The organism is Luteirhabdus pelagi, from assembly GCF_016827595.1.
Lineage (GTDB): Bacteria > Bacteroidota > Bacteroidia > Flavobacteriales > Flavobacteriaceae > Luteirhabdus > Luteirhabdus pelagi.
The window spans coordinates 364879-379213 of sequence record NZ_JAECMS010000002.1 but is presented as its reverse complement, the minus strand read 5'-3'; the positions used below and the strand labels follow the sequence as shown (position 1 = coordinate 379213).

The 14335-nt window shown below is 40.7% G+C and carries 14 protein-coding genes; 13 read left to right on the top strand and 1 reads right to left on the bottom strand.

Going from position 1 to position 14335, the window contains the following annotated elements:
* Positions 1-6: 6 nt before the first annotated feature.
* The 10 genes from I4Q58_RS06515 (at position 7) to I4Q58_RS06470 (ending at position 7637) form a co-directional block, all read left to right on the top strand.
* The gene (locus tag I4Q58_RS06515; RefSeq protein ID WP_203295015.1) at positions 7-345 is read left to right on the top strand and encodes a four helix bundle protein; all 339 of its coding nucleotides are present in this window, start codon (positions 7-9) and stop codon (positions 343-345) included.
* A 30-nt stretch (positions 346-375) separates the two neighbouring features.
* On the top strand, positions 376-1248 hold the full coding sequence (atpG, locus tag I4Q58_RS06510) for an ATP synthase F1 subunit gamma (protein WP_203295013.1): 873 nt from the start codon (positions 376-378) through the stop codon (positions 1246-1248).
* A gap of 110 nt (positions 1249-1358) precedes the next feature.
* Positions 1359-1895, top strand: coding sequence for an outer membrane beta-barrel protein (locus I4Q58_RS06505; protein WP_203295010.1), 537 nt, complete (start codon positions 1359-1361; stop codon positions 1893-1895).
* A gap of 28 nt (positions 1896-1923) precedes the next feature.
* Entirely contained in the window at positions 1924-2427 is a 504-nt protein-coding gene (locus I4Q58_RS06500) for a hypothetical protein (RefSeq protein WP_203295008.1), read from the top strand.
* Positions 2428-2467: 40 nt separating this feature from the next.
* Positions 2468-3931, top strand: a complete 1464-nt coding sequence (locus I4Q58_RS06495) for an oligosaccharide flippase family protein (RefSeq protein WP_203295006.1) — start codon at positions 2468-2470, stop codon at positions 3929-3931.
* Between the two features lie 19 nt (positions 3932-3950).
* Complete coding sequence (gene hemB / locus I4Q58_RS06490) at positions 3951-4940, top strand: porphobilinogen synthase (protein WP_203295004.1); 990 nt, start codon at positions 3951-3953, stop codon at positions 4938-4940.
* 4 nt (positions 4941-4944) lie between these two features.
* A complete protein-coding gene (locus tag I4Q58_RS06485; protein ID WP_203295002.1) occupies positions 4945-5454 on the top strand; it encodes a DinB family protein in 510 nt (169 codons plus the stop codon).
* Positions 5455-5508: 54 nt separating this feature from the next.
* Positions 5509-5856, top strand: a complete 348-nt coding sequence (locus I4Q58_RS06480) for a hypothetical protein (protein ID WP_203295000.1) — start codon at positions 5509-5511, stop codon at positions 5854-5856.
* Between the two features lie 88 nt (positions 5857-5944).
* Entirely contained in the window at positions 5945-6415 is a 471-nt protein-coding gene (locus I4Q58_RS06475) for a hypothetical protein (protein ID WP_203294998.1), read from the top strand.
* A gap of 103 nt (positions 6416-6518) precedes the next feature.
* Complete coding sequence (locus tag I4Q58_RS06470; protein WP_203295565.1) at positions 6519-7637, top strand: CNNM domain-containing protein; 1119 nt, start codon at positions 6519-6521, stop codon at positions 7635-7637.
* Here I4Q58_RS06470 and I4Q58_RS06465 read toward each other — a convergent pair.
* Complete coding sequence (locus I4Q58_RS06465) at positions 7634-9862, bottom strand: tetratricopeptide repeat-containing hybrid sensor histidine kinase/response regulator (protein WP_203294996.1); 2229 nt, start codon at positions 9860-9862, stop codon at positions 7634-7636. The two genes, I4Q58_RS06470 and I4Q58_RS06465, sit on opposite strands and share 4 nt — an antisense overlap.
* Positions 9863-9978: 116 nt before the next feature.
* Between I4Q58_RS06465 and I4Q58_RS06460 the strand changes: the two genes are divergently transcribed.
* The 3 genes from I4Q58_RS06460 (at position 9979) to I4Q58_RS06450 (ending at position 14159) form a co-directional block, all read left to right on the top strand.
* Positions 9979-10461, top strand: coding sequence for a methylated-DNA--[protein]-cysteine S-methyltransferase (locus I4Q58_RS06460; protein WP_203294994.1), 483 nt, complete (start codon positions 9979-9981; stop codon positions 10459-10461).
* Positions 10458-11603, top strand: coding sequence for a serine hydrolase domain-containing protein (locus tag I4Q58_RS06455; protein ID WP_203294992.1), 1146 nt, complete (start codon positions 10458-10460; stop codon positions 11601-11603). The genes I4Q58_RS06460 and I4Q58_RS06455 overlap by 4 nt, the downstream gene beginning before the upstream one ends.
* Before the next feature lie 171 nt (positions 11604-11774).
* Positions 11775-14159 (top strand): T9SS type A sorting domain-containing protein, encoded by a 2385-nt coding sequence (locus I4Q58_RS06450; protein ID WP_203294990.1) that lies wholly within the window; start codon positions 11775-11777, stop codon positions 14157-14159.
* Positions 14160-14335 lie beyond the last annotated feature (176 nt).

The window sequence follows — 14335 nt, the reverse complement described above, 5'->3', positions numbered from 1 at the left end:
TGAGTGATGGGAGATTTGAAAAACAGTCCAATCCGGATCAAAAGCTTTGAATTCGCAGTTAAAATAGTTGAATTTGCTAGGATACTGAAAGAGAATAAGGAATTTGAGCTAGCAAAACAATTAATTAGAAGTGGTACAAGCATCGGAGCTAATGTAAGAGAAGCTCAAAGAGGTGTTAGCACCAAAGATTTTAAAAATAAATTTGGAATTGCTCTAAAAGAAGCTGATGAAACAGCATATTGGCTAGACTTAATAGAGGCCACTTGTCGAGAGGTTCCTGACAATTTGAAAGAGAAGTGTGATGAGTTAATTAGAATTCTTGTTTCAATAATTAAGAATTCTTAACTCTTAACTCGTAACTCATAACTTGAAAAGATGGCGAATTTAAAGGAAATACGAAGTAGAATCACATCGGTTGGATCAACCATGCAGATTACCAGTGCCATGAAAATGGTGTCTGCTGCTAAGTTGAAGAAGGCGCAGGATGCCATTACTGCAATGCGTCCGTATGCCGATAAGCTTACCGAACTACTTCAAAACTTAAGCGCAACCTTGGATGCCGATAGCGGTAGTAAGTTTGCAGAGCAACGCGAAGTAAACAAAGTACTTGTCGTAGCCATTACCTCTAACCGCGGATTGGCTGGAGCTTTTAATAGTAATATCATCAAGGAAGCTCGACGCACGGCAAATGAAACCTTTGCAGGAAAAGAGGTGCATTATGTTGCCATCGGAAAGAAGGCAAACGACTTGTTGAAGCGAAGCGGAAACGTTATCGCAAATGAAAGTGATATTTATGACGATCTTCAGTTTGATGCGGTATCAGCTATCGCTGAAATGTTGATGGAGAAATTTGATGACGGTTCTTACGATAAGATCGTATTGTTATACAACAAGTTTAAAAATGCCGCTACACAAATCGTGATGAACGAACAGTTTCTTCCGATTATGCCACCGAAAATGGACGAGACAGAAGTGCAAAACGCTACTGCCGATTACATTTTTGAACCAAATAAGGCTGAAATCGTTAAGGAATTGATTCCAAAAAGCTTAAAAACACAATTGTTTAAAGCGATTCGCGATAGTGTTGCCTCTGAACATGGTGCGCGTATGACCGCCATGCACAAAGCAACCGATAACGCCGCGGAATTGAAAGCCGATCTTACATTGGAATACAACAAAGCCCGTCAGGCAGCCATTACCGGAGAGATCCTAGAGATCGTTGGTGGTGCCGAAGCCTTGGCAGGATAATACAACCATATTATTTAAGTATAAAAAGCCTTTTGGGAGAAATCCTCAAAGGCTTTTTTAATTGGGAATGCTTTTTGTTATAGCTTTCACACTAACTAACATTTTCAAATATGAAATATCTCTTAACAGCCATTTGCATTACTGCATTTTCATTCACTAGTCTAATCGCTCAAAATGCTAAAGGTGATATTACCCTTTCGGTTCAGGCTGCGCCACTTGTCACTACTATAGGATCCAATAATCTTGGCGCCATTGGCTTATTGACTTCAGAATTTTTTGTTGCCAACAAGTTTTCAGCTGGAATCAGTTTTTTCACCTCTAACAACACAGTATTTAAAAATGATAACGATGTCACCGCTAACGGTTATGGGATTATTCCAACGCTTCAATATTATGCATTTAATAAAGAACGGTTCGATGTATTTGTACAACTGGGCTATGGCTTCGGATTTGAGGATTTCACTCGAAACCAAATCCAAAACAGTGCTTTGACAATTTTCACAATTGGGGTTGGAGGCCAATATCATTTTAATGAGAACTGGTCGTTCCGTATGCTTATTCCTTATTTCGATGCAAAGAATGTGACCTTAAATGTAACCGCAGCTCAAGGTCCAACAGGATTTCTTGGCGTCGCATATCGAATATAATTTATGTATCTTCACTAAAAAGAATGTTATGTTTCGAAATAAAATTACCATTGTACTTATCAGCTTAGTATTACTTAGCTTTTCCAATTGTGGTAGCAGTCAGAACACTATGGAACTCACGTCAAATCCACCTTTTGAAATCGGTGAAGCCTACTATCAGAATTGGGTAGCAGGTGTTCCGGAAGGTGGTTCGGGAACCGATGTATACATCACCTTTGCTTCTGTGGAAGAAGGTGTGGTATTTCAGCAACTTTACTTTCAGGGTAAGGCACAACCGTTAAATACGTCACCGAGACATCGCATTCGTTATGAAGCACATTTCAAAAAGAATTCGAAGTCGGATATGGTAATGGACGCCGATTCCGTGAAAGAGTCGCAGAACACCCCACCACAAAAAGTTCCTTTCGAATTGGAGGATAACCAAGCCGTTATTTCTTTCACCCAAAATGGTACGCAACACTATTATAAAGTCGCTTCCCTAGAGCGAAAGGAAACCTTGGCATATCCTGGTGCGCCGAAAGACGATAACTAGGAAATATTATCCTTATTTTTGAAGCGAAAAATTATCTCGCTTGAGCATTTTCCAAAAACTATTCAAACAAACAGCCATATATGGCCTGGCAACCGTATTGCCACGTGCGTTAGGCATCATTTTAGTGCCCTTGTATGTTTCTGTACTTGGAACATCCCAATACGGCGTTTATGCGTCTTTGATGGCGTTTTTGATTTTAGGGAATGTGCTGCTTTCCTACGGAATGGAGACTGCCTTTTTCCGATTCGTAAACAAACATCCAGGTGAGGAAGCTGCGGTACAAAAGACAGCCTTATTTTCACTGCTTGTTACAACCATTCTGTTTCTTGCACTCACACTTCCTTTTTCTGAAAATATTGGTGCATGGCTCGACTTTCGGCCGGAATATGTGCTCTATGGTCTTATCATTTTGGCATTGGACGCCTTGGCGGTGATCCCTTTCGCTTGGTTTCGGATTCATGAGCGACCGATGCGCTATGCCATCATTAAAATATTGAATGTCATCATCAATCTTGGGTTCAACCTATTTTTCTTTCTTTGGTTGCCCCATCTGGCAGAAGCCAATCCCGATTCGTTTTGGAGCTCCATTTGGTTAAACGAGCAAAAGGTTGCTTATGTATTCATCGCCAACATCATTGCAAGCGGCCTAACATTGTTGATGCTCTTACCCATTTATCAAAAAATTGGGATCGGTTTTCATGCCAAACTATGGAAAGGAATGCTACGATATGCCATGCCGATTTTGATTGCGGGAATCGCCTTTTCAATCAATGAAGCGTTTGACAAAATACTATTGAAATATTTACTTCCACCACACATCGCCGAATCGGAAGTTGGAGTGTATGCGGCCTGTTATAAATTAGGGGTTTTTATGACGCTTTTTGCCACCGCATTTCGATTGGGAATAGAGCCCTTCTTTTTCAATCATGCCGGAAGCGAAAATGCCAAGCAAACCTATGCAACCATTACCAAGTACTTCAGCATTTTTGGAAGCCTTATCCTTCTTACCGTAATTGTATTTATTGATGTTTTCAAACAAATACTAATACCCGATAGTGCGTATTGGGAGGCGCTTTCCATCGTTCCGATAATTCTTCTTGCCAATCTTTGTCTGGGAATCTACCATAACCTATCGGTCTGGTACAAGATCACGGATCGGACACATTTCGGAGCGATTATTTCCGTTGTGGGTGCCATGATAACACTCGGACTAAACTTTCTGCTAATTCCGATCTTAAGCTACTTGGGTTCAGCGATTGCAACATTGGCAGCCTACGGAAGTATGATGCTGCTCTCCTACTTTTATGGCCAACGGTATTATGCGGTGCCGTACAAAATTGCAACAATTGGTGGCTACCTATTATTGGCCATAGGGTTCGCAGCGTTATCATTTTATGCTTTTGATAGTCGACTTATCTTCGGAGCACCGTTATTATTGGTATTTTTGTATATCATATATCGAGGCGAACGAAAGACGTTGCAATCAATACTGCGACGCCGATAATGCTTCAAAAAATAGCTACATGTATCCACTACGACGAAATAGAAGACTACGACAATCAGATGCCATTAGAAGCTTGGTGCGACAAACCCATATTTCACCCAACGATTTTCTAGTACCACTTTTTGTAGTGGAAGGTTCTGGAGTGAAGGAAGAAATCACTTCCATGCCGAACTACTATCGCTACAGTTTGGATTTGCTGAAGAAAGAGGTGAAGGAATTATGGAGCCTTGGATTGAAGTCGGTGTTATTATTTGTGAAAGTACCGGATAACCTAAAGGACAATAGTGGAACAGAAGCCTTAAACACTGAAGGGTTGATGCAACGTGCTATCAAAACAGTGAAGGAAACCGTACCTGAAATGCTGATTATGACCGATGTGGCCCTAGACCCGTATTCGGTGTATGGGCATGACGGAATAGTGTCCGAAGGCAGTATCGTAAACGACGATACCAATGCCATTCTTGCTGAAATGGCGCTTTCTCACGCAAAGGCCGGGGCCGATTTCGTAGCGCCCAGCGATATGATGGACGGACGTATTTTTGAAATTCGAAGCCTTTTGGAGGATGAAGGTTTCCATGATACGGGAATTATGAGCTATAGCGCGAAGTATGCGTCTGCTTTTTATGGTCCGTTTCGCGATGCGTTGGACAGTGCTCCGGTCGATCAGCAGGATATTCCAAAGGATAAGCAAACCTACCAAATGGACCCTGCCAATCGGAAGGAAGCCATTCGTGAAACACTTATGGATGTACAGGAAGGCGCCGATATCGTAATGGTGAAGCCAGGCCTTTGTTATTTAGATATTGTCCGCGATGTGCGTAATGCGGTTGATGTGCCCGTAGCGGTGTATCAGGTTAGTGGTGAATATGCAATGTTGAAGGCCGCAGCAGAAAAAGGATGGCTCGACCATAATGCGGTGATGATGGAGCAGGTAACCGCCATCAAAAGGGCAGGTGCTGATATTATTGCCAGCTATTTTGCAAAGGATGTGGTGAAGCTAATCATGTAACCCTATGAAAAAGGCATTGTTTTGTTTGTTTTTACTACCGATGGTCGCCATTGCGCAGCAAGCTTCAGTAAAAGAAGCTTTTTTAGAGAAGTGGGAACACTCCAAGGAATATCTTATCGCCATTGTGGAAGCTATGCCCGAAGAACACTTCAGTTTTAAGCCAACGGAACGGCAAATGACGTTTCAGGAACAACTACTTCACATAAAGGGAAATATGGAATGGTTAAGCACCACCTACTTCACCCAAAAAGAATATAAAAGAGAAACTTCAGAAAAGACGGTTTCAAAAAAAATATTGATTTCCCAACTTAAAGATTCGTTCGATAGTGTTTCAACCATACTTCAGCAAACACCTGAAACCGAATTTTTAAAAACGGTCGATTTCTTTGCCGGTGCAAAAAGTAAGCTTCAAATTTTAAACCTACTGCAGGACCATGTTACCCACCATCGTGGGCAGTTGATCGTTTACCTAAACCTCAACGGCATTGAACCGCCACCATATTCGGGTTGGTAGAAAATTATTCTTTTTTTAGCATCACATATCGTAATTCCCACTTACATTTGCTAGGTGAAGCAAACACAAACATTCAAGGTTTTCTTTTCGATCCTGGTCGTTGCCCTTACGGTCTTTCAGAGCAGTTGGGCACTACCGGTTTCAAAAGTTCCTAGTAGCGATGAAGACCAATTTAGTTCGCAGCAGCATTTCACGGCAGTTGCGGTAGTTGAAGAAGTGGCTCCGCAGCTTTCGGAAGGTTTGGAGTTTGAGCCTTTGCCGTTTTCGAATGTTTCCTTCACAACTATACGTCTTTCAAAGATTGCTTCAAAGGAGGCAACCCATTCTTATTCGTTACGTCGAGCCTTTGATATTCAACATCGACTGATGGTTCGTATGTATCCCTTTCACGCCTTTTGGTAATTCCTTTCGTGACATTTTAGTTTTTTGATATCCCCTTTTAGGAACGGATATCCCCTATTTCATTATTTCAACTTAAAAAATCACGACAATGGATACCTATTCAATGTTTATCGGCTTGGGAATCGCCTTATTATTCTTTCTTCCCATCATATATATAATTATAAACGGTTCTAGCAGCGAACGGAAAACCCTAAAACGGATGAAATCCTTTGGAAACGGGCAACAGCTTACGTTCTCAAATCTTGAAATCATCGGAAATGTTGCGCTGGGATTGGATGCAGAGAAAAAGCAATTGCTCTTCAACAATAATGTTTCGAACAAAAAAAGCGATTTCAAGTTGGTGGATCTTACGCAGCTTCAAAATTGTGAAATCTCAGTTCGAAATGCGAAACCTAACGAGATTGAATGCATTCAGCTGGATGTAGACAATCCAAAAGAGCATCATGAACTACTGCTATACAACGAAAGGGAAGAGGACACGCCCTTTATCGATGCGAAGGTTTGTTTGCATCGGGCCCAGGAATGGCAAAAGATGGTGAATAAACTCAAGGTGTCATAAAACAAAGGGAGCAAATAAAATGCTCCCTTTTTTGCTATTAACAAACCCTTTTGATGGTATTCTTACTAAAATCTTTAATTTAGTCGAAACTTTTATCGTCGGCATGACCTTACTGATACTCTATGCGCTTATTTCCATTTTCTTTTCATTTCTATGTTCAGTTCTGGAAGCAGCGCTGTTAAGTTTTACACCAACATATATTAAAATGAAGCGGCAGGAAGGGAAAAGCTATGCCCTTACCTTAGCCAATTTCAAAAAAGATATCGATCGGCCGTTAATCGCTATCCTTACCCTTAACACTATTGCCCATACCGTAGGTGCAATATTAGTAGGGGTTCAGGCCGAAAAAGTATGGCCCTCCGGAGGTATGGTGGGAATTGTTTCGGCTATTATGACGGTTTTGATTTTAATTGTTTCTGAAATCATTCCGAAGACCATCGGCGCTACTTATTGGAAGTCGCTAGGCAACTTTACCGCCCGCTTTTTAAAGATTATTATCTTTCCGTTGAAGTATACTGGAATCCTATGGCTTTTGATGCTTACCACCAAATTGATAGGGAAAAGTGCGCATGTAAGTACGATGAGCCGTGAAGAATTTATTGCGATTACCGATGCCGCCGAGGAAGAAGGGGTTTTCGAGGAAAGTGAAAGCGCCGTTATTAAAAACCTACTGATTTTTAAATCGGTTACGGCTAAAAACGTGATGACGCCGTATGCCGTGGTAACGAGTGAAGACGAAGAAATGGTGCTGACTCAATTTCATGAAGAACATAAAAATCTTCGCTTTTCGCGGATTCCAATTTATAAAGAGAAACAGAATAATATTACGGGTTTCGTGCTTCGCGATGATATTTTAGAGGAAATTGTTGAAGATCGTGGCGAAAAGCAGCTAAGTGACCTAAAACGTGAAATCTTCGTTGTCGAGGATAACACCCCAATTCCTAGCTTATTTGATACGTTTATCAATCAGCGAGCGCATATTGCACTGGTAGTAGATGAATTTGGAAACACCACGGGAATCGTCACCATGGAAGATATTATTGAGACCCTTCTCGGGTTGGAGATCATGGACGAAAGCGATGCCATCGAGGATATGCAGAAGCAGGCCCGTAAAAACTGGGAGCGACGCGCAAAACGTATGGGCATAAAACTTCAAGAGCCCGAAGCTAAGGTAAAAAAGACTTCAGAAGAAGACGACACCAGCTCTTCACCTGAAAACTAAATAGCTTTTGTCGTGTGAAGTCGATTAAGGTTGCGTAGAATCGTATTTAAGAATTGCGAGACATCATACGGTTTCAAAATGATATCGTTCATTCCTACCAATTCGATTTCATTTCTAATTTCATTTGCCTCAACAGCTGTTAGGGCAACAATTGGTGTGGTCTGATTGAATTTTCGAATTGTTTTCGTGGCATCCAAGCCATTAATTTCCGGCATATGGATATCCATAAGGATTAAATTATAGTTATAGCTTTTACAAAGATCGATTGCGATAGCTCCGTCATCCGCCAAACTACAGGTAAACCCTTTCGATTCCAAGATTTTTTGCGTGATTTTTTGATTGATTTTATTATCGTCCACAATCAAGATATGTGCACCTTCTTCGGTATGCAAGGGTCGAACGGAATTTTCTAGTTGTTCTGAAATCGTATGCTGATAATTCGGGTCTTGTTTTAAGTGAAGGGTAAACCGGAACGTTGAACCTTTTCCCGGGGTACTTTCCAACGCAATCGAGCTTTTATACAAGGCCAATAATTTTTTGACAATCGGTAGTCCAAGGCCGGTTCCTTGATAGTTTAGGTTCTGACTTTCCCCTTGGGAGAATTCTTCAAAAATGGCTTCTTGTTTGTCTTCAGGAATACCAACGCCATCATCCTTCACACTAAACTGAATGGGTATACCTCGACCGGAGGCATCGCCAATACTTTCAATTTCGATCCAAATGGTACCATTTTCATTGAATTTGACCGCATTTCCGACCAAATTCATCAATATTTGCGACAATCGGATGGAATCGCCTAGTAGTTTGTCAGGGACATTTTCACTTACAGATACCTCTAGCGTGTTATGATTTTGTTCCAAACCAAAAGCGAACGATTTTGTAATGTTTGAAATTAGGGTTCGGAGTGAAAAAGGGTTCTCTTCCAGTTCGATACTGCCCGATTCCATTTTGTTCATCAATAATACATCATTGATCAGCGCTAGGAGATAATCGGCCGAAAATTTGAGGGATGTCAATTCTTCTCTATGTGACGATAAGGAGCGATCTTCCAACAAAATAGAGGAGAGTCCGATAACACCATACAAAGGCGTACGAATCTCATGACTAATGGTGGAAAAAAATTGGGTTTTCAATTTTGAAAGCTCCTCTGCCTTCACTTTAGCAGCAGTTAGCTGTTCGTTTTTCTCATGCAGCTGTTTGATGTATTGCTTTCTATTGCGTGCTAAAATGACGATAAGGATAAGTGCCGTAAGGAAAACCAGAGAGGCAACGATAAAGATTTTAGTGGCCCATTCGGTTTTATCGACCAAAGCAGCTGCGTATTCCTTTTCCCTTTCTGCGGCGGCCAAATCATCTTCATACCGTTCTAAATCGAACTTGGCACTGGCTTCCAATAATTGGGTTTCCTTTTCAATCTGGTGTAATTGGTTATCGATTTCAGCCTGTTTTCGCAAACTTTGGTTGGCGGCAACAAACTTACTATCGCGCTCATAAGCTTTTGCTAGGTATTTGTAAGCTGTAGAAGCTTGTTCTAAATAGTTTTTTTCTACCGCGGTTTCAGCGGCTTTCTTGAATGCTTCAATAACTTTTTCAGCAGTATCGAAGGAATAATAGTAGAAGCGTGCAAAAAGAATGTCTAGGTTAAGCGTTAAAAGCTCGTGTTGTTTTTTTTGTTTTGAAAGTGCTTTAGCCCTAACCAAATAGGATTCTGCCTTCTTTGGTTTTTTTGCGTCTAAATAGGTCCAAGCAAGGTTGATGTATTGAACGAGGTTCTCATAATCATCGTCGGTAATACGTTTGTTAATAGCGATGGCTTTTTCGTACATCGCGATAACTTTTGCCTGATTTCGGATATCCTCTGAATACACATTGGCCAAATCGTTATAGGCCCATGACAATAGACTATCTACTTGGCTTCTTTCTGCTTCCTGTAATGCTTTTTCATAGTAAAATCGTCCTTTGGCAGTATCCTTCACCGAATAATGGATAAGCCCTAGCTCGTTGTACCCACGAAAGGAATAATACGTTAGACCATTTTTTTCTGCCAATTCCAGAATCTTGGAACAGTCCCGAATGGCTTCACCATAATCGTAATCGTAATAATGTTTTTTTGCTTGTTTAAGCAGCACTTCTAGACTGTCCACTTGTGCGGTGGTTGGGTCCTGCGACCACGCAGTGAAGCTGTAAAACAAACATAAAATCGGTAGGAGAGATTTTACATTCATAGGTTAGTTGTCAAAATTGGGGCCTGTAAAACTAGTTATAAACTTCTAATTATCAAATATTTCACCTAAAATTTGATTAAAAGTGGAATCAAAGTCTATTTCAAGTACATTTGAATATGCCTATTTCATACATAAAATCACCCGTCGGAATATTGAAAATAGTTGTTGAAGATGCGGCGATTAGAACGATTCAATTTGTTGAAAAGCCCGGCGAGGAGCATTCCTCGAATGATGTGATGGAGACTGCAATACAACAATTGGAAGCCTATTTCGATGGTAGGCGGAAAAACTTCAATTTGCCATTAGCACCGAAAGGAACTTCCTTTCAGCAAAAAGTATGGAATGAATTGAAAAATGTTTCCTATGGGAAAACAGTTTCCTATCAGGAAATAGCCAATCGATTGGGCGACCCCAAAGTGATACGGGCGGCAGCTTCGGCCAATGGTAAAAACCCGATTGCAATTGTCATTCCTTGTCACCGTATCATTGGAAGCGATGGCTCCCTAACCGGCTATGCGGGTGGTTTACACCGAAAGAAATGGTTGTTGGAGCATGAAAGCCCCGTTATGCAAGGAACTTTATTTGATTCATACATATGAAAAAGTTTTTTAGCTGGATTTTAGGAATTGTACTGCTAGCAGTGCTTCTCTCTTACCTTTTAGACTACAACTATATCTGGAAAGGCATTCGAGTTGTTTACCTGACTGGTCATACCACGGCCTTTATCGATGATTTTGAATATTTTGAAACCGATACCATCGCAAATGCCGCGAATCCGAAACCGTGGCCGAAGCATAAAGACTATAACAAAGCTAATGTCACTGCTGCGTTGGCTGAAACAAACGATCAGTTAGGCACTATTGCCTTTTTGATTATTAAGAACGATAGCGTCTGGTTTGAAGAATACTACGATGGCTTCGATGCCAATTCCAAAACAAATTCGTTTTCGATGGCGAAGAGTATTGTTTCTGTCTTACTTGGAAAGGCCGTTCAAGAAGGACATATTGAAAGCCTCGAGCAACCAGTCGCCGATTTCTTTCCAGAATTTGATGACCGGCTATCCGTTGGCGATTTATCCTCCATGGCGAGTGGTTTAAATTGGGATGAATCCTACACCAATCCGTTCGGTATTACGGCACGTGCTTATTATGATGATGATCTTGCAGAAACAATGTTAGGGTTGAAGGTGACAGAAACACCGGGAGAGAAATTTAAATACCTTAGTGGAAATACACAATTGTTAGCCATGGTGGTTCAAAAAGCTGTTGGGAAACCGCTGTCAGATTATTTATCGGAAAGCTTTTGGAAACCGATGGGCGCTGCTAATGAAGCTATTTGGCAAGTAGATGATGCCGACCATAAACTGGTGAAGGCGTATTGCTGTATCGGTAGCAACGCTCGCGATTTTGCTCGTTTTGGAAAATTGTATAAGGATCATGGTAATTGGAATGGAAAACAACTGTTGGACTCCACGTTTGTAACCAAGAGCATCAAACCTCGTTTTGAGGAAAGTCCACAATACGGATATGGCTTCTGGTTAAGCGATTTTATGGAGAAGGAAATCTTCGTTATGCGTGGAATTTTAGGGCAGTACGTAATAACCATCCCTGAAGACGATTTAATAATCGTTCGTTTAGGACATCATCGCGGCGAAAAAATAAAAGGGAGTACTTTTTCTTCCGATTTTTATACCTACATAGCCGAAACCTATGCTATGCTTGAGAAATATAAACTCGACTAGGGTTTTTGGATAGATTTTTCTCGGAAACTTCTTACTTGTGAGTGCACGACACCGTTTATGTGTTAAAATTACCCAGTACTTGCTTCAACTTGTCTGTTGATGAATTCAATCTTGTTTAGCACTTTTCAAATCAACACATTTGAAAAAACTCTAACCAAATGACTGTCAGTGATGAAAAGCAAACTTCTTTTATTTAGCATTCTATTATTTAGCACAACGATTCTCAATTCCCAAAACGAAAAAAATCATTGGTTTTTTGGGCAGAATACTTATATAAATTTCAATTCTACTCCACTAACAGTTTCGACTGGGAATCTAAATACTGGGGAAGGTTGTTCCTCGGTGGCGGATGCCGGCGGAAATTTACTATTCTATACCGATGGACAAACGGTTTACGATAGAACAACGAATGTAATGCCAAATGGCACAGGGCTTAAAGGAGATTCAAGCAGTACCCATTCCTCATTAGTAGTGGCCAATCCGTGTAACCCAGATTTATATTACATTTTTACGGCTGGTGCTCGTCTGAATTCACCCGGATTGTATTATTATGAAGTGGATATGTGTCTTAATGGTGGTTTAGGCGACGTAGTCCAGGGCTCCGAAACTTTACTCCTTGCTGGGGCTTCTGAAAAAATTGCAGCAACGTTACATTCAAATGGACAGGATGTTTGGGTAACTTCAACTAAGGAAAACTCTTCAACAGCTTTTGCAGAGCTATATACCTGGGGTGTAACTTGTTCAGGGGTTTCTAGTTCGCCAAATGTATTTGTTTCCAGCCAGGCCAATGCTCCTGCTCCGAACGGTACGCAATGTAGTACTGATGGCAATGATTGTGGGCAAATTAAATTCAATAATGCCGGAACTGTTTTGGCTGTTGCACAATTGTATTGCAGTAGGGAAATTGATCTGTATTCATTCAATCCTACTTCGGGAACTGTCACATCTTTCATTAGTGCGCTTACGGATACCACAGGAGGTGCCTATGGTATTGAATTCTCCCCTAACGATAATTATTTATTTGTTACCGATTACTTCTTGAAAAGAGTATGGCAATATGATATAAGTACTATCTCATCCATACCCGCTCCTATTCAATTAGGATCGAATTTGGGAGCCAGGGGCGGTGCCTTACAACTAGCTCCAGACGGATCGAGTATTTATGCTGCTGAAATGAATACGAATCGATTAGCTCAAATTACAAATATCTCCACTTATCCAGCTACTTTTTCGAATAACGCAATTGTTCTCGCAGGAGGTACACTCTCCAGATTAGGATTGCCAACTTTCGCATCAGGTACCTTTAGCAACACGGCCGCATGCTTACAACTCGACCCTTTTACAAATGCTACTCCTACACTGCTTTCTACAACGGTTAAAAATGAACTCAATACAAATCCTTTCTCAGGAAAAGATAAGGAGTATGGAGATGTAGACAATGATGGCGACATAGACATACTTTATACTAAAACCAATGACGAGTTATTTATATTAGAAAACATTGCAGGGCCTGGCACCACCCCCTCATATAGTGTTCCTGGGTATAGCGCATTTGGTCCTGACTTTTACTCTTATAGCTATCGATTAATAGATTGGACAGGTGATGGATTCAACGACATTCTAGTTTCTGGAGTTAACAATGCGGGAACAGCCGGAATATGGTTGTTTATAAATAATGGGAATGGTACATTCCCAAGCACAGCGCCCCTTTTTGTGAATGGCGTCACTGACTATAGTTTTAGTGAAGAAGATTTAATAGCGGTTGGAGACCTGAACAATGACGGATTGCATGATATTTTGATTAGTAATCAAACAGGTTCTCTTAACGGTACTGCTTACTTTGAAAATTTAAATAGCAGCACTGCACCTTATTTTGGTCTAACAGGGTCACAAAACTATAACGGAGCTACCATTACCAACCCCTTTTTGCCAGATAATAGTGGCAGCTATCACACCCCTGAAATATACGATGCCGATTGCGATGGAGATCTAGATGTATTTATTAGCGACCCCTTGTTGCCGGGCCCAACATTTGGTGGGGCAAGAATGTATTTTCATGAGAACAATGGTGCCGTTACCAATGGTACATTACCCGATGTCAATACTGCTGGGGTGATAAACCAATTTGGCTTTTCTGATGATCCAGGCAGCAATTCTATAATGGCCTGTGATTGGATTATTACACGTATTGTTTCGTTTGTTAACCCCGACTGTCCTATTGCTATTAGTTACAATCCTTGTAACCAAGAATTTTTCTACTATGACCAAGATTGCGGCTGTAGAGGAACGGGAACAAGCGTGGGGTTGAGTACAGACCATCAGGAAAATCCGAGAACAAGTATCGTATTGTATCCAAACCCTGCTTCAAATTATGTTAGCATACAGAGTGAATCGGAGATCACCTCGTATATTATCTATTCTATGGAAGGTAGGGAAATACAAAAAGGCCCATATTCCAATGGTAAAATAAATGTTCATAAGCTTTCGGCAGGTGTATATTTTGTTCGGATTTTAGGTGAAGGACCAAGCCAAGTTTTAAAACTACTTATTGAATAATTAAATGGAACTGAATATGTATTCAATGTGGAAGCCTTAAGCTGTTTAAGATGCTATCGTGAAGAACATGTATATGTAAATAGTTATGATAATTGTTTGATTTTTATGGAGGACATACTGGCATCTGATTGCATAAATTTAGAGCATTCACATATAGCGGCTCCCAATTTTTAATT